Source organism: Actinopolyspora sabaoui (assembly GCF_051225635.1).
In the GTDB taxonomy this organism is placed as follows: Bacteria; Actinomycetota; Actinomycetes; order Mycobacteriales; family Pseudonocardiaceae; genus Actinopolyspora.
In genome coordinates, this window is record NZ_JBMIHH010000015.1 from 18300 (window position 1) to 42682 (window position 24383).

Here is a 24383-nt window from a genome sequence, read left to right on the forward strand (position 1 = left end):
TGGCGTAATCCGGAAAGGGCTCAGCGGTGACCTGGCAAGACGAGCTGCAACAACTGGACGCGGAACTCACGGCGGGACGGATCTCCGCCGATGAGTACCGACAACGGCGCGATGCCGTGTTGGGCCGTGCCCAAGCGGAACAATCGGACAGTCCGTCCGGTGGTTTCCCCGCACAGCAGCCCGATTCGGGCGAGCAGCACTCCTGGCCGCAGCGCTCCGTCGACCCCGGTCAGAGCTCGGGTGGCTACGGGGTACAACCGGGAGCCCAGCAGAATCCGTTCCCGCCCGCCTTCAGTTGGCAGCAGTACGGCGGAGACGTCGGCGGACAGTCCGACAGCACCCAGGTGGTACGAAACACCGGAGCACAGCCCCCGAGCGGGCCACAGGACCACCAGCAGCCACCCAGTCCACCACACGGTTGGCCCAGCCAGGGGCAGTACCAGCAGGCGCGCCCCAGCGAGCAGTTCCAGTGGGGCCAGTACTCCTGGGGCGGCGGCAACGGAGGAAGCGGCACCCCCTGGGGCAACTCGGACTTTCCTCCCGAGCACGGTGATCCGAGCTGGATGCGACAGGGCCCCGAGGTCTTCGAGACGGTGGGCAAATCCTCCAAAAAGGGCAGGACCGTGGGGTTGTCCGTCGGCGGAGTGCTGGTGGTCGGTGTCGCCGTCGCGGTGCTGTTCTACTTCCTGTCGGGAGGCACGCCCCAGGCGACTCCCCCACAGGCCACGAGCAGCTCGACGCCCACCTCGACGACTCCGCCGCTGCCGGAGCCACCGGCTGCCAAACCCGCGCCCGGCAACGCGGAGGAGGTGCTGATTCCGGCACCCGAGGGGAAACCCCATCCCTTCAACGGGCCGTTGGGCAGGACGGCACTGTCCGGACCGCAATCGGGCGCTCTGATCGAACCGGTGCGCGAGTTCGCGCTCAACAACGGCATTGTCAACGGTCGCTACTCCGGAACCGACGCCAACGGCGTTCCGGTGCGTACGACGATGATCGCCATCAAGATGCCCGACGAGGCGACCGCGGGGGAGCTCACCCGGAAGTATCTCCAACAGCAGGGGGCACTTACGGTCATCGATGAGCTGTCCTACCAGGGCGTCGAGGTCTACTCCTCGGGCGATACGCTGCGCACCGCATACACCAGTCACAGCTGGACCGTGATCCTGGACGTGCAGGCGGTCAACGCCCCGGCCGGCGACGCCCGCGCGCTGTTCGAGAAACTGCTGACCGACCAGCTGGCGAAGACCCCACCGACGATCCGCGAGTGACTCCGCTCGCGTGACGGTCCCGGGCCGGGCGAGGCGCCCAGCCCGGGGAGGATCAACGAACTTCCAGCAGTTCCCGCAGCGTTTCCCGGCACACCTCCGGTCCGAACTGCTCGGCCACCGCGTTGCCGCCCACTTCGGACAACCGGCGCCATTCGGCGTCGTCGGTGAGCACCCGCACGAGGCGGGAGGCCAACCCGGCCGCGTCGTCGGCGACCGGAACATCGCGCTCCGAGGTGAGCCGGATGCCCTCCAGTGCCAGGGGGGTGCCGACCACCGGCACCCCGGCGGCCAGACTCTCACCGACCTTGCCCTTCACGCCCGCGCCGAACCGCAGCGGGGCCAACGTCACCCTGGTGCGGTCGTAGATCCCGGCGAGGTCGTCGACCCAGCCGTGCACCTCGACTCCCCCACCCCGTAGTGCGGTGACCTCAGGAGGGGGGTTGCTACCGACGATGTGCAGTCTGGTTCGCGGGCAGTGGTGCCACACCAGCGGCATGATCTCGCGGACCGCCCATTCCACCGCGTCGATGTTCGGCGGATGGTCGAAACCCCCGACGAACAGCACGTCGGTGCGCCCCGCGGGATCGTCGACACCGCGTCGCACTTCGTGCACATTGGACAGGATTCGCACGTCGACGTCGTCGACCAGCTCCGACAACGTCCGTTGCTCGTCCCCCGAAACGACCAGCGTGACATCACAACTGCGCACCAGGCCGATCTCGGACTGCCGGGAGGCGAAGGACCTGCGACGCAGGGCCGCCGCATCCTGGTCACGCCCATCGGACGCGGCCAGCTCCGCCTGCCGCCGCAGCCGGACGAAGTGCAGGTCCACGGTGTCGTAGGCGATCACCGCGCTCGGGGCCTCGACCCGCAGCCGCTCGACCAGGCTCCAGGCGACCTGGGGGCGGGACAGCAACGCCAACGTGATCTCGGAACCCACCTCGGTCAGGAAGGCGTGCTGGTGTTCCGGCCGGGCGAGCACGGTGACACCCATGCGCCGCAGTTCCTCGGTGTAAGGCCGCAGCTCGGCCTGGTTGTCGGGGAAGAACACCACGCGTGCACCGAGGGCGGTGAGCTGCTCCAGAATCCGCCACATGCGCAACGACCCGGAGTCGTAGTCCGGCCGCGGCACCTGGTGGTCCTTGACCAGCACCAGCGGGCCGAAGTGTCCTTCCGTGCCGCGCTCGCGCGCCAGCCAGAGGTTGCGGGTTCCGGCCTCCGGGAGGTGCTGCTCACGGAGGGTGTCCTGCCACTTCTCGACGAACACCCCGCGGTTGAGTTCCTGGTGCCGTTTGATGCCGGAACCGACCTCGGTGCCGTTGGAGACCCCCTCGTGGTGCACCACGACAGCCCGCGGTTGCACCACGGTGCGGAAACCGGCGGCACGAACGCCGAACGCGAGATCGGTGTCCTCGTAGTAGGCGGGCGAGTACCTGGTGTCGAACCCACCCAACGATTCGAAGAGCTCACGGCGCACCAGCAGTGCCGCGCCGGAGCAGTAGTCGACGTCGCGCAGCGCGGCGTACTCGGGCGCGTCGGGCTCCCCTAGCCTGCCGAGATTCCATCCGGTCCCGTCGGACCACACGGCACTGCCACACTCCTGCATCCGCCCGTCCGGGTAGAGCAGTTTGGTGCCGACCAGACCGATTCGCTCGTCGGAGTCGGCCGTGGCGACCAGCTCGTCCAGCCAGGCCTCGGTGACCTCGGTGTCGTTGTTCAGGAAGAACAGATAACGACCGCGAGCGTGTTCGGCGCCGAGGTTGCAGGCGCCGACGAAACCGAGATTGCGTTCGGTGCGCACCAGCCGCACGCCCGGACAGCGCCGCAACAGTTCGGCACTGTCGTCCGGGGAAGTATCGTCGACCACTATGACTTCGAAGGGGATACTCACCCGGTGCCCGGCCAGGCTGCGCAGGCACTGCCTGGTGTAGTCCCACTTGCCGTGCACCGGCACGATCACGCTGACCTCGGGCTGCTCCTCGTACGGCACAGCGACCGGGTCCCGCTCGACCGCCCCCTGGGTGTGGGAGGGGCCGCGGCCCATCGCGACCTCGTAGACGTCACGCCTGGTGGTACCGCGCGGCGCGACGCGTTCGACCACCTTTCGGTACTTCGTCACCGCGCGCTGCACCAGGGCGGAGTTCTGCTCGGCGAGCTCGGCCGCCCGGCGACGCGTACTGTCCAGTTCGGACTCCAGCTCGGTGACGGTCTCGCGCAACCACTCGTTACGCGTCGTCTCGCGCTCCTCGTGCAGCCGGGCCTGGTGCAGCTCGGCGCGCAAACCGTCGCGTTCCCGCTCGGCATCGACGGCCCGGGCCTCGGCCGTGCTCCGCGCCGACTCCAGCTCACCGATGGTGCGTTTGAACTCCGCTGCTTCTGCCCGGTTGGCGCGACACAGTTCGTTCAACCGGGCGACGTCAGCCACCGCGGCGTCACGCTGCTCGACGATCTCGCGGTTGTCCTCCCCGGAATCACCGCGGACGAGTTTGAGATCCGCGTCCAGCAGCACCGCCGCGGCGGGAAGCTGCGGCAGCTGCCGATCGGAGGCCAGCCCGAACAGATAGGTGTGCCCCACGCCCTGCCGCACTTGCCAGTCACCCGATTCGAGCTGACGCAGCGTCTGCAGCCGCACCCCGTCGGCGGCCATGTCGGGGTCCCCGGGGTCGGCCGGGGTGAGCAGCGAGCCCACGGCGACGTTCTGCTTGAGCATCGCCACGTGCCGGAAGGAGTCACGCAGCAGCGCCTCGAACTGCGGGGCGGCGAGTTCCTTGACGTGGAACGGATTGTCGTTGCCGTGCTCGTGGTGGTACACGGCGGTGTCGGGAGTGCTGATCAGCAGCAGTCCGCCGGAGGTGAGCCTGGCCCGAACGAGCCGGAGCACGGCGTCGTGCTCGGCCACGTGCTCGATCGCCTCGAAACACACCACGACATCGAAGTTTCCCGCCTCGGCCAGTGTCGCGGGATCGGTGATCGAGCCGGTCTGGAACGTCAGGTTCGGGGCGGTGTAGTTGCTCGCCGCGTGGCGCACCGCCTCGCTGTCGATGTCGACCCCCACGACCTCGGCCGCCTGGGTCGCGAGCATGGCGGCACCGAAACCCTCACCGCTGGCCAGGTCGAGCACGCGCTTGCCACGCGCGAGGCGTGCCGCCACCGCGTAGCGGTGGTAGTGCTCGTAGATCACCTGTGCGTCGTCGGCCCACGGAACGCACCGCTCCCCGGTCCACTCGATCAACCGTTGCGGACGCTCCGTTACCGAATCACCGTTGTCGCCCATTCGGCCCCCCTTCGACGCACGAGACATCGGTCCGAGTCCGCCGCTCACCCGACCGGTGCGAGCGCGTCCACCGGCAACCGTGTAGCCAATTCTGCCCCCGCCCGGCAAGCGATCCGGAGCGGGTCGGTCACGGGACGAGAACCCGTTGGTTCGTTCCCCGTGCCGTCACTCGGCCGCTGGTTCCCGTTCCTCGGACTCGACGGGCAGCAAGCCGAGCACCGCGGGAACGGCTCCCGGCGCCGTGCCGAACAGCTCGTCGGGATCCTCGTCCTCGGTCACTCGCTCCGGAGGTTCCTGCTCGGTGTCCTCGTCACGGTCCTGCGCGCTCGAACCGGGGAAACCGGGAAAGCCGCGTCCGCTGATCCCTCCGCGCCCAGTCACCCGCTCACCGAGCACACCACCACCGAGTACCGCACCGCCACTGGCGGCCAGCCCCACCGCACCGACGGCAAGGTGGGCGCCGGAGACCTCTCCCCCGAAACCGACGGGGGTGTCGCTTCCCCTCGTGCGGGCAGAGTCCGATTCGGACGGCTCGGTCGGTGCGGGGCCCGCGCCCCACGCGGGTTCGGTATCCCAGGCGGCCCCCGGTTGCGCGGCGGCGGCAGTACCCCGTGCGGCTGCCGAGCCCCACGAGGATTCGGCGAGCCGAGTTACCCCCTGGGTGTTCTCGGTGGTTTGCACACCGTAATTCCGCAGGGCGGTCTGGTTCGCGAGCCGGTTCTCACCCATCGCCGCCGAGTCGTCGACGACAGCACCGGGATCACCCCGCTCCGCGGCGGCCCCCACCGCGGGTGAGTGGCCGTTCACCTCGACCACCCGCTTCTTGGCCTCGTTGAAGCCGAAACTCTGCGCCCGCAGCGCTTCACCCGCACGCTCCGCGAACCCCGCCGAGTCGTCGGCCGCGACACGGGCGCGCATGCCTCGGTCCCGCACCGCCTCGGCCGCGGTACCGCTCCAGACGGCTCCGATCCTGTCGATCGCGGCATCGATGCGTTCGGCCGCCTCGCCGTGTTCGGCCGCGACCCTGCTCCAGCTCTCGGCCGCACGATCCATGCTGTCGGTGCCGGGCGCGTGATGGAACCATTCGTGGATCCTGCCGGGTTCCACGCCCTCGGGGCGGAGTTCCGAGTCCGGCACGTCCTCGACGTCCGCACCGGAGCGGTCCGCCCGAGCTCCACCATCGACCGACGTGCCGTCCGCTCGCTGAGCCACGCCTCACCGCCTTTCGTTCTCGGACAGCCCCCTGCCCGTCACATCGCCTGGCCCGTCACACGTACGGCCCCTCACGACCGACGATGCGAGATCCCCGTCGCCGCGCAGTCTGCCAGAACAACGATCGCCGTTCGGGTGGTTTCGGACGATCCGATGCCTTCCGGCTCCCGGCAGGACTGGCCCCGGCAAGAGGCACCTCCGGGGGAATTCCTCCGGGGGAGTTCCTCCGGAGGTCACTCCGAGGCGGTGCGCAATGCGTGAGTCGCCTCGTCCTCGTTAGCGTCGTATCGTCGCATCGCGTCCTCGAGATCGGTGATCATCGCGCGCAGTTCACGCTGGTCCCGCTCGTTGCCAGCCAGGTAGTCCGTCACCAGTCTCGGCCCCATTTCGTGCGCCGCGCGCCGACTGTAGGGATCGTGACCGGGGGCGAGCAGTGTCGCGTTACCACGCGCCTCGTCGGCGGCCCGTTCCAGGGCGTGCAGGGCACGGCGCAACTCGGCGACGGCTTCCGGGATGCGGTCCCGGTCCACCGAGTAACCGGATCCGGGGTCCGTCGCGGGATCTCCCCCGGCGCGCACCGGGTCGACGACTCGCCCGTCCTCGCTCCTCGAACTCGAAGAGTTCACCAGCAACAGCCTCTCCGTTCGGCACCGGGACAGCACGCGGGCTCGCGGCGGAACACCGGTCCGCCCGCTTCCGCAGTCTCGCAGACCGGACGGGGGCCGTGGGCCGAAGAACCGAACAGGCGCGGCAGCGTGGGCGTCAATTTCCCACGAAATCGCCGCGCCATCGACGCAGGTCGAACTCCAACCACCCTCGTAGGGCGAACCCCGACCACTGCCACAGTCGGCACCGCCGCGGGTTCTCTCGTGGTGCTCTCGCGAGGAAGGCCCGACGTTGTGTAGTGACTACCCGATGTCGGGCCTCCCCGGAACGAGAGCCCGCGAGAGGTTCCGCCAAGCGACCACCCGCGCGGACCGGGACGCCGGGAACCTCCACTACCCCTTCACGCAAACCACCTGCCGCAACCTGGCCACCACTTCCACCAGCGCGCTCTGCGCCTCGATGACGGAGTCGATGTCCTTGTAGGCACCCGGAATCTCGTCGAGCACCCCGTCGTCCTTGCGGCACTCCACTCCCGAGGTCTGCTCGCGCAGGTCGCGCGAACCGAACGTCTTCTTGGCCTTGTTCCTGCTCATCCGGCGACCGGCCCCGTGCGCCGCGGACTGGAACGAGTCGTCCGATCCCAGGCCGCGGACCACGTAGGAACCGGTGCCCATCGAGCCGGGAATGAGCCCCATGTCGCCCTTCCCCGCCCGGATCGCGCCCTTGCGGGTGACCAGCATGGGCTGACCGTCGATGGTCTCCTCCGCCACGTAGTTGTGGTGGCAGGAGATCGGTTCGTCGAACTCGATCCGTCGTCCGGTGAAGCACTCGCGCAATGCCCGCATCGTCAGGGCGAGCATGATCCGCCGGTTGACGCGCGCGTACTCCTGCGCCCAGAACAGGTCGTGCCGGTAGGCCGCCATCTGCGGGGTGTGGGAGACGAACACCGCGAGGTCGCGGTCGGGCAGATCCTGGTTGTGCGGTAGTTCGCGGGCCGCCGCGATGTGCTGTTCGGCGAGACGGTTGCCGATGTGCCGGGAACCGCTGTGCAGCATGAGCCAGACGGTGTCGTTCTCGTCCAGGCACACCTCGATGAAGTGGTTGCCACCGCCGAGCGTGCCGAGTTGTTTACCCGCCTTGCTCTCCAGCGAGCTCACTCCGCCGTGCAGCTCGCCGAAACGTTTCCAGAGGTCCTGCCACTCGGAGGTGTCCAGCCCCAGCCGCGCGGGATCGACGGCCTCGTCGTGCGCGCGGAAACCCACCGGCACGGCACGTTCGATGCTCGTGCGGATACCGCCGAGATCGGCGGGCAGGTCGTCGGCGTGCAGCGAGGTCTTGACGCCTTCCATGCCGCAGCCGATGTCCACACCCACGGCAGCGGGGGAAACGGCGTCTCGCATGGCGATGACCGAACCGACCGTGGCGCCCTTGCCCAGGTGAACATCCGGCATGACACGCACCCCGTGCACCCACGGCAGGGCCGCGATGTTGCGCAGCTGGTCCAGCACGGCGGACTCGACCTCGTGCTCGGCGGCCCACATGAACGTGGGAGCGCGGGTACCGGACAGCAGTACGGGGTATTCCTCCACGACACTTCACCCTTGTACGGACATCGGACGCTCTCCGGTGGCGATTCCGTGCGACGGCGATTTCGCGCGAAATCGCCGCGCCGTCGCGAACTCGGCCGGGAGCGGAAATCTGAGAACGGGACACAAGAACCGTAAGCCCGGCAGGGAAACGACGTCCAATGATTTCGTGCCCTCCGACGACGCCGGAAGGAACCCCTGGATCCAGGAGTCCTCCGCGTCGCGGCGGAGCAACGATCACCACCGGTACCGCGTCGATTTCTCGCGAAATCGTCGCGAACCGAAGGAATCGGAAACGCCACTATCGCCCCACGGCGTAGCCCTGCGCGCCGCGCGCGTTGGCGGCGCCCCGCAGCATCCCGGTCTCGGGGTCCCTGCCCACGGCGGAGAGCCTGCCCAGCGCCCAGGGGCCCGCGTCGGTCACCTCGTGGCCGCGCTGCCGCAGCCGCTCGAAGGTCGCCTCGCCGAGTCGCGACTCGGCGAGCACCCGGCGCGGTTGCCAGCCGCGCGGGTAGAACGAGGCCGGAAACGCGGTGGTGTGCCAGGCGGGCGCGTCGATGGCCGCCTGCAGGTCCAGCCCACCGTGCACATGGGCCAGCCAGAAGCACAGCTGCCACTGGTCCTGCTGATCACCGCCCGGCGTGCCGAAGGCCAGCACGGGCTCGTCGCCCCTGGTGAACAGTGAAGGGCTGAGCGTGCTGCGCGGCCTGCGGCCGGGAACCAACGAATTCGGCAGCCCTTCGCGCAGCCAGCACATCTGAGCACGGGTCCCCAGGCAGAACCCCAGTTCCTCGATCACGGGGGAGGACTGCAACCAACCTCCGGAAGGGGTGGCCGAGACCATGTTCCCCCAGCGGTCGACCACGTCGAGGTGCACGGTGTCGCCCTTGCTGTCCCCGTTCGGCGAGACCGTCGGTTCCCCCAATCCCACCCCGCTGGGATCGGGTGGGAGTCCCGCCCCTCGTGCCTCGGAGACGTACTCGGGCAATCGTGGTGCGTGGCCGCCGGGACTTCCCGGCCGCAGCGTTTCGGCCGCGTGCTCCCCGATCAGTTCGCGACGCGCGGCGGTGTACCCCGCGCCGAACAGTTCCGGCAGCACCCCGGGATCGGCCGAGTCGCCGTAGTGCGCCTCCCGGTCGGCGAAGGCGAGTTTGGCCGCCTCCACGGCGTGGTGCACGGTTTCCGCGGTGGCGACCCCGTCCCGGTACTCCACCGGCAGCTGCTCCAGCAGTCGCAGCTGCTGCAGCAGCACGGGTCCCTGGCACCACGCGCCGAACTTGGCCAACCGCCCGTCGTCGGAGGTCCGCAGCGTCACGGGCTTTTCGTAGGTGGCGCTGTACTCGGCCATGTCCTGCCCGGTGAGCACCCCCGCGTGCGAGCGTCCCGAACTGTCGGCGACCGGGCCGCGCGCGAACCTGTCCACCGCTTCGGCGACGAAACCCTGCGCCCAGGCCCGGCGGGCCGCGTCGATGCGGTCGCAGCGGTCACCTCCCGCGGCGTCGGACTCCCGCAGCAGTCGCTGCCACGTCCGGGCCAACACCGGGTTGCGCAGTAGCGTTCCCGCGGCGGGCGCGGCACCGTCGCGCAACCACAACCGTGCGGAGGACGGCCAGCGCACGCGAAACATCTCGCGCACCGTTGCGATGGTCTCCGCCAGCCTCGGGACCACGGGAAACCCGTCGCGGGCGTACCCGATCGCGAACCGCAGGACCTCGTCGAGCGACTTGGTGCCGTAGTCGCGCAGCAGCAGCAACCAGCCGTCCCAGGCACCGGGCACGGTGGCGGGAAGCAACCCGGACCCCGGGATCAGTTCGAGCCCCAGTTCGTCCCGGAAGTGTTCGACCGTGGCACCGGCGGGCACCGGCCCCTGGCCGCAGAGCGCGCGAACGGGGCCGCCCGGTGTGGCGAACAGGGCGGGAAGTTCGCCCCCGGGACCGTTGAGATGCGGTTCGACCACCTGCAGCACGAAGCCGGCCGCCACGGCGGCGTCGAAGGCGTTGCCGTCGTCCTCCAGCACCGCCATGCCAGCGGCGGAGGCGAGCCAGTGCGTCGAGGCGACCATGCCGTGCGTACCCGCGAGTTCGGGACGTGTGGGGCTGGCCATGCGATCACTCCGATCTGGGGAGGGTTCGTCGGCTCGGTCCGCCGGTGGCCGTGCTGTGTACCGGACGGTTCCGCACCTGAACCTATCGCCGCCTTCCCCACCCCCGCCGTCGCCTAAACCCGCCGACGCCCCGCACCCGCTACAAAACACGCCACATGAGACACACCCTTGCCGTCGAGCGGGTCAAAACGCCGCCCTGAAACGGACGATCGCTTCATCTCCGAGCGGGAACCGTCGATTTCTCGGCTCTGTCCAAAGTTCGTCGTCAACGGGTTCCTCTAGAGCGATGCCACTTCTAGGGTGTGGTGAATCTTTCGGCATCCCGCGTTTCGAAGGTGGGCTTCCCGATGTTGCGTACCCTCTCGCGACCGTTCGTGGCGATGGTCGAGCGATGGCTGCCGAACTCGTTCGTCTTCGCCGTCGTGCTCACGATCACCGTTGGCCTGATGGCGCTGGGCATGACCGACTCGGGCCCGGTCGAGGTGATCCGCGCCTGGGGAGACGGCCTGACCGGATTGCTCGAGTTCATGACCCAGATCGCTCTGGTGCTGCTGCTGGGATATCTCCTGGCGCACACCGGACCGGTGCACCGACTGCTCTTACGACTCGCACGGGTGCCCGGGACACCTCTGCGGGCGTACGGTTTCGTGACCTTGTGCGCCGGCGCCGCCTCCCTGCTCACCTGGGGGCTCGGCCTGGTCGTCGCGGCACTGCTCTCCGTCGAGGTCGCGCGGGTCGGTCGCGAACGCGGGATGCGCCTGCACTATCCCCTGCTGGTGGCCGCGGGATACTCCGGTTTCGTGGTGTGGCACATGGGCTATTCCGGCTCAGGGCCACTGGCCGCCGCCACCGAGGGAAGCTTCGCCCAGGATCAGCTCGGTGCTCCGCTGCCGATCACCGAGACGATCTTCTCCTGGTGGAACATCACCGCCGCCCTCGTGACGCTGCTCGTCGTCGTGGGCGCGATGATGCTGATGGCTCCGGGCTCCAACGAGCGGATCATCGAATTCCCGAAAGACGCCGAGACCACGGAGGAGCGGGAAAACGGTCTCATCGAGACCACAACCGGGGTCACACCGGCCGAACGAGTCGACAACGCCCGTGCGATCACCCTCGCGATGGGCGCCTTGCTACTGGCCTACCTGGTGATCTACTTCGCCCAGGAAGGGTTCTCCCTCACCCTGAACATCGTCAACTGGACGTTTCTCTGCCTGATTCTGCTGCTGATCGACTCACCCCGCGAACTGGGGCGACTCGGCGCCCAGGCCGCGAGAAACGTCGGCGACATCCTGCTGCAGTTCCCGCTGTACGCGGGCATCCTCGGGATCATGAGCGCCACCGGCCTCATCACGATCTTCTCCGACTTCTTCGTCTCGATCTCCAACGAGACCACGCTCGGCCTGTGGAGCTTCCTCGCCGGCGGCATCGTGAACTTCTTCGTTCCCTCCGGCGGTGGACAGTTCGCCGTGCAGGCCCCGGTCTTCCTGGAGGCAGGCTCCCGTCTCGGCGTCGATCCCGCGATCGTGACCATGGGCGTGGCCTACGGCGACCAGTGGACCAACATGATCCAACCGTTCTGGGCGCTTCCCCTGCTCGCGATGGCCCGGCTGCGCATCCGCGACATCCTGGGCTTCACCGCGGTCACACTCGTCGTCAGCGGTGTGGTCCTCGCCGGGACCATGCTCGTCGTCAGCATCTGACCGCTACGGCGGAGGAGCGCCGTCACACGTTTCCCGAACGCCCGCCCCCGAACGGGGAACCGGCTCGTGGGCTGACGCGACCGGGGGGCGCGGCGGGGAAACCCGTGACGCGACATCCCGCCGGGGCTAGAGTCGGATCTCGTGGAACAGCGACGTCTGGGCGATTCCGGTCTCGTGGTCAGTGCCGTCGGCCTGGGGTGCAACAACCTGGGCAGGCCGGGCACGACCACCGAATCCCCGCGCGGTGCGCAGCACGTGGTCAACCGCGCGTTGGATTCGGGCATCACATTCTTCGACGTGGCCGATGCGTACGGCTCACCGCGAGGACGCAGTGAGGAGCTGCTCGGCCAAGCGCTGCGGGGACATCGTGATCGGGCCGTCATCGCCACGAAGTTCGGGATGGACATGCAGGGCGGCAACGGCCCCGACTTCGAGGCACGCGGTTCCCGCCGCTACGTGCGCCGCGCGGTGGAGGCGTCACTGCGACGGCTGGACACCGAATGGATCGACCTGTACCAACTGCACCGCGCCGATCCGCTGACTCCGCTGGACGAGACGCTGTCCGTACTGGACGACCTGGTCCGGGAGGGCAAGATCCGGTACGTGGGGCACTGCAACCTCGCGGGGTGGCAGACCGTCGACGCGTCGTGGACCTCCACCCATCGGGGGATCACGGGCCCGGTTTCGGCCCAGATCCACTACTCGCTGCTGGAACGCGAGGCCGAGCGCGAGGTGATCCCGGCCTGCTCGAAGTTCGGGGTGGGACTCATCCCGTACTTCCCGCTGGCGAACGGGCTGCTCACCGGTAAGTACCAGCAGGGCCAGGAGCCGCCGGAGGGCAGCAGGCTGTCCGGTCGCGAGCGGCTGCTGGCCGACGCCCCCTGGGAACGGATAGAGCGGCTGCGGGAGTTCGCGGCGAAGCGCGAGATCTCCATGATCGCCACCGCCATCGGATGGCTGGCGGCGCAGCCCACTGTCGGTTCGGTGATCAGCGGTGCCACCTCGCCGGAGCAGGTCGAGTCGAACGCCTCGGCGGGCCAGTGGCGCCCCAGCCAGGCCGATCTCGACGAGATCGACACGATCTGCCCACCCGCCTACCGCTGACGAAGCCGGTCGTCGAGTATCCGGTTACAAAGGATGGAGATCCGTAACCTGCCCATCGAGTTCCGAAGTCCTCGAACCCGATTCCAGGACTTGAACGACTTCGAGCCGAGCGTGCAAGGTCCCTCTCCATCGGCGCGGCAGCGCCGAACGACCACCCACGCAGCCTGCACCGCCGCGGGTTCTCTCGTGGTGCTCTCGCGAGGAAGGCCCGACGTTGTGTAGTAACTACCCGAGGTCGGGCCTCCCCGGAGCGAGAGCCCGCGAGAGGTTCCGCCACCCGAGCCCCCTACAAGGCCGACCCACAAGTCCCAAACCAGGAGAGATGAGATGTTACTGAACGGTACTGCCGCCATCGTCACCGGCGGGGCGTCCGGACTGGGCGCCGCCACCGCACGCGAACTCGCCGCGAACGGGGCCCGCGTCTTCGCGGTCGACCTGCCGGACGCCGTGGCGAACGCGGCCGAGGTGGAAGGGGTGACCCACACCGCGGCCGACGTGACCGACGCGGACCAGGTGCAGGCGGCGGTGGATTCGGCCGCGGGCTCGGGTGTGCCGTTGCGCACCGTGGTCAACTGCGCGGGCATCGGGCCATCGGCGCGGGTCGCCGGGCGGAAGGGGCCGCACGACTTCGACCTGTTCCGCAAGGTGGTCGAGGTCAACCTGGTCGGCACGTTCAACATGCTCCGACTGGCCGCGGCCGCGATCGGCGAGACCGAGCCGGACGAGAACGGGCAGCGCGGCGTCGTCGTCAACACCGCCTCGATCGCGGCCTACGACGGACAGATCGGGCAGGCCGCCTACGCGGCCTCCAAGGGTGGCGTGGCCAGTCTGACGCTGCCCGCGGCGCGCGATCTCTCCTCGACCGGGATCCGCGTGATGACGATCGCACCGGGCATCGTGGACACGCCGATGCTGGCCACGGTCGGCGAGGAGATCCGCGACACCCTGGCCGAAGGAGTACCGTTCCCGAAGCGGTTGGGCACGCCCGAGGACTACGCCAGGCTGGCCCTGGACATCGTCGAGCACGACTACCTCAACGGCGAGGTCATCCGGATGGACGGCGGGCTGCGGATGGGGCCCAAGTAAGGCCCGTTCCTCGCGCGGCGCCAGGCACCGTCGACAGGTCGCGCTGTGGTTCGGCGTCGGGGTGGTTCGGCGTCGGGGTGTTCCGAGGGGAGCCGTCGGAGCGCCCCGTCATCCGCACGTCGCCGTAACGCTGCGGCGACTCCGCCGATGCCGCATGATGCGACCGGCAGCGGATGCGAAGGGATGTGGAATGGCGCACGCTATGAAAGCCGTTCAGTACCGCCGGGTCGGGGATCAACCGGAAGTGGTCGAGGTGGACATCCCCGAGCCCGGCCCCGGCCAGATTCTGCTCAAAGTGGACGCGGCCGGGATGTGCCACTCCGACATAGCCGTGATGAGCTGGCCCGAGGAGAGTTTTCCCTACTCGCTTCCCATGACGTTGGGGCACGAGGGAATCGGAACCGTCAGCGCGCTCGGCCCCGGCACCTACAGCTGCTCCGTGGGCGACCGGATGGCGGTCTACGGCCCGCAGGGCTGCGGCCTCTGCCACATGTGCTCCCAGGGCAAGGAGAACTACTGCGACTACGCGGAGCAGCTGGGCATCCGCCCGCCCGGCCTGGGCGCCCCGGGAGCGATGGCGGAATACATGCTGGTGGACCGGGAACGCCACCTGGTGCCGCTGGGCGATCTGGACCCGGTGGAAGCGGCCCCGCTGACCGACGCGGGCCTGACGCCCTACCACGCGATCAAGAAGTCGCTGCCGAAGCTCGTGGGCGGTTCCAGGGCCGTGGTGATCGGCACCGGCGGCCTCGGCCACGTTGCGGTGCAGCTGCTGCGTGCGCTATCGCCCGCCGAGGTGATCGCGGTGGACGTCAGCGAGCAGAAGCTGGAACTGGCCCACCGGATCGGCGCGCACCGCACCGTGGTCTCCGACGAGTCCGCACCGGACAGGATCCGCGAGCTCACGAACGGCTTCGGCGCCGAGGTGGTGCTCGATTTCGTCGGCAACTCGGCGACCACCGCCATCGCGGCGAAGTGCACCCGCGCCGAGAGCGACCTCACCATGGTCGGCATCGGGGGCGGGACGGTACCGGTCGGCTTCGGCACGACGCCGTTCGAGGTCTCGGTCTCCGCGACGTACTGGGGCAGCCGCTCGGAGCTGATCGAGGTGTTGGAGCTGGCCCGCTCCGGTGCGGTTCGGGTGCACGTGGACTCGTTCGGGCTGGACGAGACCCCCGAGATCTACGAGCGCTTCCATCGGGGTGAGATCCCCGGCAGGGCCGTGATCGTGCCCTGATCACCCGTGCTCGCTCCCTGCGAAAGTCCCCGCTGAAGGCCCCCACGGAAGTCCGGGTCGGACGGCCGCGCCCCGGCCTCGGTGCTCCGGCGAACCCGCTGCCCGAGCGGCGGGTCAGGGCCGGGTTCAGGGAGTCCCGAGCGGTTGCTCCAACGGGTGATCACCTGCCCGGGGGAGGCATGTCCCCGGTGTACGGGATTTCGCGCACCTGCCCCGAGGAGATCCAGCGCCGGATGGCCAGGGTCGCCCTGACGTCGTCCTCGTTGTACTCCAGCAGCCGGTCGCGCTGTTCCGGCTCGGGCGCACCGCCGTCGAAACCGACCGCGTCGCGGTACCAGCGCATCGAGTTCTCCCCACCCGCCTCGGAGTCGCGCCAGGCGAACCCGGCGCTGGGCGCGATGACTTTCAGACTCTTGCCGTTCGGACAGAGGAACTGGTCACGAACCACGGCGAACACGTCCACCCACTCGGAGGAGCCGACGAACTCCCGGACCTCCTCGACGGTCGGGATGCCCGGTTTGCCCGCGAACCGCTGCGCCGAACTCAGCATCCAACGGTTCTCGGCGAGCTCGTTGTAGCAGTAGGCGCGGAAGGTCAGGCCGTGCTCGTGGGCGGCGCGGCGCAACGCGGAGAACCAGGACCAGAACTCGGCGAACGACCTGGCCTCGTCGTCGGAGGGCAGCGGGTCCCAGGTGACGAACCCGCGATAGCCGGGCTCCACGCCGAGCAGTTCGGCCGTGGTGCGGGTCCCGTTGGCCTCGTCCCTCGGATAGGAGAGCAGCGTGCCCCACAGGTAGGCGCCGGAGTCGGCGTAGCTCTCCATGTCCACGTCGATCTCGACGTCGCCCCGGGAGACCTTCACCTCCGAGACCCGTCGAACCAGCGGGAGGTCGCGCAACCAGGCCCTGGCCAGCAGCACAGCGTCGCTCATCCGGTTGGGTGGCAGTGGTTGCTCCCTCGTTGCCCCCACCGGCAACTCCGCCAGCTGGTCCACGGTCGTGACCCCGACCGCACGAAGCCGCACGGCATCGTCGCCGCGCACCACCAGGCTCACGTCCCTGGCGGCACGCAGCTGCTGACCGCAGACCGGCCACCAGGGGCACCCCTTGCACTCCAACACACGCGTGGGCTGGGCCAGTGCCTCGCTTTCCGTCGCGGCGGCCTCGGCGACCGCGATCCGGTCGGCGAACCGCTCGTCGTACTCCGCGAGCACGCTGCGACCGCCCGACCAGCCACGGGATTCGAGATCGTGCCACAGCACGGTCTCGGTGTCGGAGCCGATCGCCCCGCCGAACTTCTTGCCGGTGGGCTGCATCCCGCACGCCTGCAACAGCCGCACCAGGTGAGCCAGCCGGAGTTGGTCCCTGGCCTGCGAACGAGGTTTGCGTCTCGGGTCCCTGGCCGCCGACTCGGGCCTGGGATCGGCCAGCGGGGAGGTCCGCGCACCCTTACCGGGGTCGGTCACCTTGTGGCGGACCACGAGTACGGGCACGTAACCGCCCCGGCTGCGCACCAGCAGATCTACCGAGCCCTGTCTGCCGCCCTCGTTGTCCGAGGGCAGCTGTGCGCCCGAGATGTATCCGACGCCGGAACGCATCGCGGCGAGGGTCGCTCGCTCCCTGTCGAGGACGCTCTCGTCGCCGGGGATCTCGATCCAGTCCGGTGCGAGCTCTCTGCCGAGCCGATCGGCGAGCTCGCGCCGGTGCTCGGCCGCGTCGGCGATTCGCTGTTCCGCGCCCGGGTCGAGCGGAGCGGTCGGCGAGTCGATCATGGTCGGATCGTGGTCGAGATGTACGCGGCGGCGACAGCGTGTCACCACATCGCCGTCCAGTAGCACCTCGGATCCCACGCTTGCAGGGTATGTCCTAACTCCGACGAGCGCGTCCATCACCCCGGTGAGAGATATGACAATCGCCCTTCCGAATTCCGAAAACCCCTGGCAAGCGGAACACACGGACGGCTCACGCGGCGAACGTCACGGCGAGGCGTTCCAACATCCGAAAACAGCGCTCAGCACGTTTTGTGTTCGAGCACTCGCCGCGCTGTAGCAACGAACGGCGGTACTGCCTAGACTGATCGGCGCAGTATCCGTTACGCCGGATCGGTCCGGAGGTGTTCGTCGGTATGACACGCGCACAGCGAACGCGGCACGAGGCCCCGGCAGCGCGTCGGCGCTCCGAGACCCCCAAACCACGACGTTCCCCGGAGGCGGATTCGGGGGGCCACTTCGAGGGGAAGAACCCCAAGACCGTCAAGCAGGAGGTCAAGCTCGCCAAACAGCGGTACAAGGCCGCGAGCAAGGGCGAGGCGGGACGGATCACGCCCGGCAACGCCAGAAAGGCGGTCGGGGTGGCCAGGGTGATCGGACCGGCGTTGGCGCCCTACGCGGCCCAGGCGGCCTCGGCGGCCCGGGAGACCTACGAACGGGCGAGAGCCCGCAGGCTCGGGGTGGCCGTGACGGAGGTGGACCGCTTTTCGGGGCGGGGCGCCGCACTGCACGCCCGGATCGCGGGGGACAGCACGGCCCTGCGGGACCTGCGCGAACGCGAGCAATCGGACCGGGGCGATACGGAGGTGACACGCTTCGTGGACTCGGCGCAGCAACGCCTGTCCGAACTGGCGAGCGCGGTACGCGCGGCGGAGCGGATGCCCGCCGGCAGGCGTCGCTCGGCGCACCGGGCCGTGCGGGGTGAGTTGGGCAGGATCGAGGACGATCTGCTGCGCCGCTTCCGGGTGGAAGGGTGAGTAGGTCTCTCGGTTTGCGTGACCTCGCCTGTGGCGGAACCTCGCGCACGGCGGCGCGGGCTGCGGGCGTGGTCGGAGTACGGCCTGCCGGAGTGATCGGAGTTCGGCGCCGCGTCGAAGGGGCGCGGCGATCTCGCGGGAAATTGACGGCCACGGGACCACATCGCCCCAGGTCGGCGTCAATTTCGCGGGAAATTTACGCTGCCCCTACGAACACAGCTAGCACTCGAAGCTCCTATGGGTCCCGATCGGCCGCGTCGGCTGAGGTGGCCGGGGATTCGGACGACTCGCCGTCCGACGGTTCGCCGTCGTCCTCCGAGATCTCCAGTTCGAAGTTCCCGTCGTGCTGCTCGTGCCCCTTGAGCACGGCCCGTTCCAGCACCTCGGTCCCCTTGTCGGCGCGGAGAGTGAGCGGATCCGCGCGCAGATCCTTCACCAGCGCCACGCACATCACCACCATCACCACGGTGAACGGCAACGCGCCGATGAAGGTCAGGTTCTGGATGCCGCTCAACGCGGTGTCGCCACCGTGCCCGATGACCAGCATCACGGCCGCGACCGCACCGGTGGCCGCACCCCAGAAGATCACGACCCAGCGCGCGGGCTCGATGGAACCGCGCTGCGACAGGGTGCCCATCACCACCGATCCCGCGTCCGCACCGGAGACGAAGAAGATGGCCACCAGGATCATCACCAGTACCGAGGTGATGGTCGACAGCGGGAGCTGCTCCAGCACGTTGAACGTCTGGGCCTCCGCACCGCCTTCCGCGACGGACACGCCGTCCCTGGACAGGCCGATGGCGGCGCCGCCGAATATCGCGAACCAGATCACGCTGACCACGCTGGGAACGAGCAGCACGCCACCCACGAACTGTCGGATGGTCCTCCCCCGACTGATGCGTGCGATGAACATCCCCACGAAGGGCGTCCAGGAGATCCACCAGGCCCAGTAGAAAACGGTCCAGGTGGACAGCCAACGCTGGGTCTCGTCGCCGCCGGTGGCACCGGAACGCGAGGCCATCAGGCCGAAGTCACCGAGGTAGGTACCCAGTGAGGTGGGGATCAGGTTCAGCATGAACACCGTCGGTCCCACCAGGAACACGAACACCGCCAGCAGCGCGGCGAGCACCATGTTGATGTTGGACAGGTACTGGATTCCCCTGGCGATGCCGGACACCGCCGACGCGATGAAGCAGACGGTCAGTACCACGATGATCAGCACCAGTACCGCGGTGCTCGCGCCGTCGATCCAACCCGCCTCGCTGAGGCCGGTGCGGATCTGCAGGGTTCCGATACCGAGTGAGGCGGCGGAGCCGAACAGGGTCGCGAACAGGGCGAGCACGTCGATGAGTTTGCCGAGCGGACCGGAGGCATTGCGTTCACCGAGCAGCGGGGCGAACACGGCGCTGATGAGTTGTTTCCGTCCTTTTCGGAACGCGCTGTAGGCGATGGCGAGACCGGCGACCGCGTAGATGGCCCAAGGGTGCAGCGTCCAGTGGAACAGCGACGTGGCCATGGCGGTTCGAACCGCCTCGTCGGTGGCGCCGGGGGCGACCACATCCGTACCGTCCGGTCCCGGCACGGTGGCCACGGCTCCGGGCGGGGGCGAGACGAAGTGCGAGAGCGGCTCACTGACGCCGTAGAACATCAGCCCGATCCCCATGCCCGCGCTGAACATCATCGCGATCCAGGAAACGGTACGGAACTCGGGTCCCTCGTCGTCGGCACCGAGCGGGATCCGCCCGAACCTGCTCACCGCCAGGTAAAGCGCGAACACGACGAACCCGGTGGATGCCAGTACCAGGCTCCAGCCGAAATTGCCGATCAGCCAGTTCAACGCGCCGCTGGACCAGTCGCCGAGCGATTTCGTGGCGAAGCCGCCCCAGGCCACCAGCGCGAACATGATCAGCGCCACGGTGCCGAACACGATCCGGTCGGTCCCGGATTTTTCGCCCGAGCCCGGTGGCGCGGGGTCGTGTTCGCTGGTTCGGGAGCTGTCCCCGGGACCCGGCTCCCCCGGGCCGAGCCCCTGCTTTTGGAGAGGTGTGTTCGTGGACACGGCGTTCCCCCTACGGTGCTTGTGGTGAGTGACGGAGCCCGTGCCGGCACGGGTGGTGCTCCGATCACGACGATCACTTCGGGTGGTTGCAACGTTTCGCTGCGACGCGACAGCGGACGAACCGGATCGCTCCACGGCGAAAATGTGACCACGAACACATTCGAAACTCCGAAGGGGACCGAGCGAGCGGGATCTCCCACCTCCGGAGCCGACACGCCCGGCGTGTCCGGGTGGCAGCACGAAGAACCGAGGGTTACGCTTCGCCCACGAACGACAACAGAATAGAGCGCGACCTGTCAGTGGAACCGAAATTCGACAAATCCGGACCAAATTTTCCACGATACGAAAAGAAGGTCATGTCGTCGAACGGTTGTTTTCCGTCGGTGAGTTGCCGGAGTTCGGCCGCGCCGATCAAATTCCGGGATCCGGCCGGGTGCGGCAGGCCGACTCGACCGCGAACCAACGGACACAAGAGCCCCGGTGCTCTCCCCGGAGACCGATACGGCACGAGTCGTGCCACCCACGTTCGGTCACGGCGTCCCGCGTCGGGTGGCCCGTTCAACGATAGGGCGACCAGCGCACCGTGAAATCGCGCTCACGCATCGAACGCAACCGACGATAGAACTCTTCCGCGACAGCAGGATTACCGCGAAGATTCGGAAGTACACTCACGGTTATTTTCAGTTCGCGCAGGTCTCGCAATACGGAGAAACCCGACCAGTCGGCGACGTCGAACCCGTAGGCGGCCACGAGCTGCCGATAAGCGAGCGGAGAACGCCCCAGTCGCAGATATCCCACCGCCATCGGCGTGAGATCCCATTCCGGAGGTCCCGCGCACAACGAGTCGAAATCGCACAGCACCGGACCGTTCGGGCCGACGATGACATTGCCGAGATGGGCGTCGCCGTGCACGGTACTGCGGGGGAGGACGAACTCCAGCTCGGAGAGCCGATGCTCGACGTCGTCGCAGTGACGTTTCAGGAAGTCCCGGTCACTGCGGTCGAGTTCGTGCTCGCCCTCGGCGAGGCGGCGTCGGGCATCGGCCATCGGTTGCCAGTGCGGTGCCGAAGGCGGCTCCCCCAGTGCGTGCAGCTCGCGCAGCAGGCTGCCCAGGTCGCCTCCCGTGGGGGCGACCCCGGAGTCGGCGACCTCCTCCCAAAGGGTGGCGATGTGGGATCCGGTCCGAACGGGCTGGGGAACTCCGCGGAACAGCCGCACCGAGTCGATGCCTTGTTCGGCCAACCAGCTCGCGGCCTCGACCACGTTGTCCGCGCGATAGGCCAGCGACGGCGACAGCACGATACGCACCACCACGGGGTGAGCACGCAGTAGGAAAACCCCGTTGTTGACGAACCGCAGCAGCCGCGCGCCGCGATGATCGAGCCCTGCCTCGGCACATATCTCGGCCAGTGCCGTTTCCAGTTCGGGCGGAACCCCGGCACCAGATGCCGAGTTCGGCGGGAAAGTCATGTTTGCCGATGTCATGTTGTGTCTTTTCGATGTGGTCGAACCGGCACCCGCACTCCGGCACCACCGGTGACCGGGATCAAACCGATCGCGCCTCGCGGAAGGTGCGGACCTGTTCGGCGAAATCGCGCGCGTCCGGGTTCATGGTGTGTTTGGCCGCTTCCAGCTGCAAGGGTCGCAGCCGGTCGGGCACCCGCGCGGACTTGACCAGCGAACCGAGTTCCAATGCCTGCCTGCCGACCTTGATGCCCTGCTGGACGTCGCCGGAGCGCATGTGGTTGGTCGCCTGCATTCCCAACATGAACACGTGGCTGCGCTGCATGTCGTCCCCGTACGACTGGTTGCTCTTGAGTGTCTCCGCGACGGCCAACGGTGCGTAGCGCTCCGGGGTGAACTCGGCCAACGCGTCGTAGACCGAACCCGTCATGCCGTGCAGGTCGTTCTGGTCGAAGAACTTCACCCAGTCCGGCTCCTGATTATGCTCGGCCCTGGCGAACTCGTCCTGGGTACGCCCCAACATCTTGCCGACCTGATCGGGGCGGTTGAGCATGCCGTAGGCCCAGCCCTCGTTGGCACACATCACGGCGACCGTCAACGAGGACCCGGAGTCCTGCGCGGCGATCTGTCCCAGCTGGAACAGCTTGAGTGCCTCGTTGGGCTGCTGGTAGTGCAGGTAGACCCGCCCCATGCGGTAAAGCACGTTGGCGGCCAGGCTGTCGTCGTTGGCCTGTTTCGCGAACTGCAGCGCCTTGCCGAAATGGCTCCTGGCGGGATCCATCAACCCCATGTCGAACGAGGTCCACCCCGCCAGGCTGTGCATGTCGGCCAGCGAGACGAACAACCGCTGTTTGACTTGTTCGGTGCAGTCGGCGTGCAGCAACTGCCTGGCCCAGTTCAGCTGGGCCACGACAGCGTCACGGCAAGTCCCCCCGCCGTGACGGTAGTCCAGATCGCGCAGTGCCTTGGTCGCTGCCTGAATCTGTTGAACGTCGGTCATGCCGATACGCGACGGTGCCGGAGTCTGGGCACTGGACATCAGCCAGTCACCCTCCTCCGCACCGAAGACAGAAGCCCCCATGGCAACCGCCGCGGCATGGGTAAGAAACTTCCGACGCTTCACCGTCTCGTCCTCCTCAGCCGGGGAGCCACCGGGTTCCTGTTCGGTGGCTCTCACTGCCTTCGCCCCGTCATAGGCGAGGCCCATGTACCCCCTCGGGACGCCGAGACCATCCGCGATTCGGGCCAGCACGTCATAGGCGATGACCTGCCTGCCCTTGAGGATCTCCGAAACCTCGGACTGCGACTGGCCGGTCGCGGCAGCGATCTGACGCTGCGAGACACCGTGCTTGCGCAACAGCTTGTAGATGTCGCTGATGTCACGATTGGCCAGCGCTTGGCGCATCTCTCGTCCTTCCCAGACCTCGGGTGTAACGAGAGAGCCGTTGGAACCGATGGTGTTCATTTGAAGACCCCTCTAAGCTTCTCGGGCGTCGATCGCAGATTAAGGCTCCGCCCAACAGACGGTGAAGTCGACATCGAAGTGTGGTGATCGGCCGGGCCGAAGTCCGCTGACCGCTCATCGCGCGGTATGTCCGGTCGTCGCCCACCGCCTAGCCAACCGGTGCCGGTTCGTTCCAATCTAGACACCGGCAAGCAACCGAGCACCGAAAGGACATCCGCGAAGTGGATTCCTCCCAGCAGTCCGGCGAACCGGAACCGGTGGGCCCCGTCCCCCGACCGGAACACCGCCACGAGGATTCCGGTGGGACCGCCGGGGCGAATCGACTGCGGGTGCAGTGCCGGGGCGTGGACCACACTCCCCGGACCCTCGAGGTGCTCCCCGATAGGGACAGGGTGGTTCTCGCCGGACCGCCCGGCGCAACCGCGGCGGTGTCGACCGAGCGGGTCGGCCAACTCAGCTCCGCGCTGCGGTTCGCCGCTGATCAGGCGAGAAAGTGACGGTGACGTACGGTGGACGCGATCCTGGGACAGGTTCTGCGCAACGCGGTATGGGAGCGACTCGATGTGCTTTCCGAGCTCGCGAACCGCGCTGATGCGGCGTCCCTGCTGTCCGTAGCGCGCTCCGAGATCCCGCGCCTCACCGCGGGGTGGCGGACGCTGCTGACCGCACACGAACCGGACGAACGAGGCAACTGCCCGGAGTGCTCGACCCGGTTGCGCCAGCGCAAGGCACCCTGTGCGGTGTGGCGCTCGGCCTACGAGCACTTGGTGGCCGGCGGCCTCGCACCCCGTCCCGCACGGCACCTGCGCCCGGCGCAGGCTCTGCGCCGAGCGGCGCCGGTGCCGTAGGACTCGGCGGACTCGGTCACCGGACACCACCTCCCCCGAACTGGTTTCGGACCGAGTCACCGCCGGTTGACCGGTGGTCGGCATGACGTGCCCCCCGACCACGGCTATGCCGACCACCGGTCTCCCCCGTTCCCCGACCGTGTTGTTTCCCGACTGTCCTGTTTAGCCGACAGGACTACGGCATCGGTGGGACGACGCCACGGGGAAAACTTCGGCTTACCCAACAACTCCACAATGCCTCAGAGCGTCACCAGGTGAGAACATGAACACCTTTTCGGGTTGACGATTTCACCGAAAAGATCGTGTTGCCTGCAGACTTCCGCGAGCCGGTACCGACGTTACTCCCCTCCCCCGAACCGGTATCGGCTCGCGGATTCCAACAGCTCCGTCGTTGAGATACTCCGCTGCTCAACATCATCAACGACGACGGAGTCGAACCGGGATTCCGGTACTCGTTTCCCCCCTGGCGAGTACCGGGATCCCGGTTTTCTATGGAGAGACGTGTTGCCCCGGTTTCATAGTCGCTCACTTGGCGGAACCTCTGGCACGGCTCTCGCTGCGGGTGCCCCGACATCGGGTAGCGACCTACACAACGTCGGGGCCGTCCTCGCGAGAGCCGCAC

Annotated in this window: 16 protein-coding genes; 7 read left to right on the plus strand and 9 right to left on the minus strand. The window is 68.2% G+C overall.

Features of this window, described 5'->3' with window-relative positions; genetic code table 11:
- Positions 1-26 precede the first annotated feature (26 nt).
- Positions 27-1271: a hypothetical protein gene (locus ACOQFL_RS21790; protein ID WP_435546071.1), complete on the plus strand. Its 1245-nt coding sequence runs from the start codon at positions 27-29 to the stop codon at positions 1269-1271.
- A 52-nt stretch (positions 1272-1323) separates the two neighbouring features.
- Here the strand turns inward: ACOQFL_RS21790 and ACOQFL_RS21795 are convergent, their stop codons facing one another.
- The 5 genes from ACOQFL_RS21795 to ACOQFL_RS21815 all read right to left on the minus strand — a co-directional run bounded on the left by ACOQFL_RS21795 (position 1324) and on the right by ACOQFL_RS21815 (position 10053).
- Entirely contained in the window at positions 1324-4545 is a 3222-nt protein-coding gene (locus ACOQFL_RS21795) for a glycosyltransferase (protein ID WP_435546072.1), read from the minus strand.
- A 165-nt stretch (positions 4546-4710) separates the two neighbouring features.
- Entirely contained in the window at positions 4711-5757 is a 1047-nt protein-coding gene (locus ACOQFL_RS21800; RefSeq protein WP_435546073.1) for a WXG100 family type VII secretion target, read from the minus strand.
- A 233-nt stretch (positions 5758-5990) separates the two neighbouring features.
- Positions 5991-6383: a hypothetical protein gene (locus ACOQFL_RS21805; RefSeq protein WP_435546074.1), complete on the minus strand. Its 393-nt coding sequence runs from the start codon at positions 6381-6383 to the stop codon at positions 5991-5993.
- Positions 6384-6755: 372 nt separating this feature from the next.
- Positions 6756-7904: an RtcB family protein gene (locus ACOQFL_RS21810; RefSeq protein WP_435546149.1), complete on the minus strand. Its 1149-nt coding sequence runs from the start codon at positions 7902-7904 to the stop codon at positions 6756-6758.
- Positions 7905-8250: 346 nt separating this feature from the next.
- Positions 8251-10053, minus strand: a complete 1803-nt coding sequence (locus ACOQFL_RS21815; protein WP_435546075.1) for a gamma-glutamyltransferase family protein — start codon at positions 10051-10053, stop codon at positions 8251-8253.
- A 347-nt stretch (positions 10054-10400) separates the two neighbouring features.
- Between ACOQFL_RS21815 and ACOQFL_RS21820 the strand changes: the two genes are divergently transcribed.
- From ACOQFL_RS21820 to ACOQFL_RS21835, 4 genes are all read left to right on the plus strand, one after another.
- Positions 10401-11753 (plus strand): short-chain fatty acid transporter, encoded by a 1353-nt coding sequence (locus ACOQFL_RS21820; protein ID WP_435546076.1) that lies wholly within the window; start codon positions 10401-10403, stop codon positions 11751-11753.
- 141 nt (positions 11754-11894) lie between these two features.
- Positions 11895-12857, plus strand: a complete 963-nt coding sequence (locus ACOQFL_RS21825) for an aldo/keto reductase (RefSeq protein ID WP_435546077.1) — start codon at positions 11895-11897, stop codon at positions 12855-12857.
- 327 nt (positions 12858-13184) lie between these two features.
- A complete protein-coding gene (locus ACOQFL_RS21830; protein WP_435546078.1) occupies positions 13185-13943 on the plus strand; it encodes an SDR family NAD(P)-dependent oxidoreductase in 759 nt (252 codons plus the stop codon).
- A gap of 202 nt (positions 13944-14145) precedes the next feature.
- The gene (locus ACOQFL_RS21835) at positions 14146-15180 is read left to right on the plus strand and encodes an NAD(P)-dependent alcohol dehydrogenase (RefSeq protein ID WP_435546150.1); all 1035 of its coding nucleotides are present in this window, start codon (positions 14146-14148) and stop codon (positions 15178-15180) included.
- Between the two features lie 160 nt (positions 15181-15340).
- Here the strand turns inward: ACOQFL_RS21835 and ACOQFL_RS21840 are convergent, their stop codons facing one another.
- Positions 15341-17029, minus strand: coding sequence for a TM0106 family RecB-like putative nuclease (locus ACOQFL_RS21840; RefSeq protein ID WP_435546079.1), 1689 nt, complete (start codon positions 17027-17029; stop codon positions 15341-15343).
- A 275-nt stretch (positions 17030-17304) separates the two neighbouring features.
- Between ACOQFL_RS21840 and ACOQFL_RS21845 the strand changes: the two genes are divergently transcribed.
- Positions 17305-17925: a DUF6474 family protein gene (locus ACOQFL_RS21845; protein ID WP_435546080.1), complete on the plus strand. Its 621-nt coding sequence runs from the start codon at positions 17305-17307 to the stop codon at positions 17923-17925.
- A 235-nt stretch (positions 17926-18160) separates the two neighbouring features.
- Here the strand turns inward: ACOQFL_RS21845 and ACOQFL_RS21850 are convergent, their stop codons facing one another.
- The 3 genes from ACOQFL_RS21850 to ACOQFL_RS21860 form a co-directional block, all read right to left on the minus strand.
- Positions 18161-19852, minus strand: coding sequence for a BCCT family transporter (locus ACOQFL_RS21850; protein WP_435546081.1), 1692 nt, complete (start codon positions 19850-19852; stop codon positions 18161-18163).
- A gap of 690 nt (positions 19853-20542) precedes the next feature.
- A complete protein-coding gene (locus tag ACOQFL_RS21855; RefSeq protein WP_435546082.1) occupies positions 20543-21454 on the minus strand; it encodes a phosphotransferase enzyme family protein in 912 nt (303 codons plus the stop codon).
- Positions 21455-21530: 76 nt separating this feature from the next.
- Positions 21531-22913, minus strand: a complete 1383-nt coding sequence (locus tag ACOQFL_RS21860; protein ID WP_435546083.1) for an NsdA family TPR-like regulatory protein — start codon at positions 22911-22913, stop codon at positions 21531-21533.
- A gap of 509 nt (positions 22914-23422) precedes the next feature.
- Here ACOQFL_RS21860 and ACOQFL_RS21865 point away from each other — a divergent pair.
- A complete protein-coding gene (locus tag ACOQFL_RS21865) occupies positions 23423-23761 on the plus strand; it encodes a hypothetical protein (RefSeq protein WP_435546084.1) in 339 nt (112 codons plus the stop codon).
- The last annotated feature ends 622 nt before the right edge of the window (positions 23762-24383 follow it).

What these genes read in the sequence shown, in the direction of transcription:
- ACOQFL_RS21845 (WP_435546080.1), top strand. Translation starts at nt 17,305, where the DNA reads ATGACACGCGCACAGCGAACGCGGCACGAGGCCCCGGCAGCGCGTCGG.
- ACOQFL_RS21855 (WP_435546082.1), bottom strand. Translation starts at nt 21,454, where the DNA reads ATGACTTTCCCGCCGAACTCGGCATCTGGTGCCGGGGTTCCGCCCGAA.
- ACOQFL_RS21830 (WP_435546078.1), top strand. Translation starts at nt 13,185, where the DNA reads ATGTTACTGAACGGTACTGCCGCCATCGTCACCGGCGGGGCGTCCGGA.
- ACOQFL_RS21860 (WP_435546083.1), bottom strand. Translation starts at nt 22,913, where the DNA reads ATGAACACCATCGGTTCCAACGGCTCTCTCGTTACACCCGAGGTCTGG.
- ACOQFL_RS21795 (WP_435546072.1), bottom strand. Translation starts at nt 4,545, where the DNA reads ATGGGCGACAACGGTGATTCGGTAACGGAGCGTCCGCAACGGTTGATC.
- ACOQFL_RS21820 (WP_435546076.1), top strand. Translation starts at nt 10,401, where the DNA reads ATGTTGCGTACCCTCTCGCGACCGTTCGTGGCGATGGTCGAGCGATGG.
- ACOQFL_RS21810 (WP_435546149.1), bottom strand. Translation starts at nt 7,904, where the DNA reads ATGTGGGCCGCCGAGCACGAGGTCGAGTCCGCCGTGCTGGACCAGCTG.
- ACOQFL_RS21815 (WP_435546075.1), bottom strand. Translation starts at nt 10,053, where the DNA reads ATGGCCAGCCCCACACGTCCCGAACTCGCGGGTACGCACGGCATGGTC.
- ACOQFL_RS21835 (WP_435546150.1), top strand. Translation starts at nt 14,146, where the DNA reads ATGAAAGCCGTTCAGTACCGCCGGGTCGGGGATCAACCGGAAGTGGTC.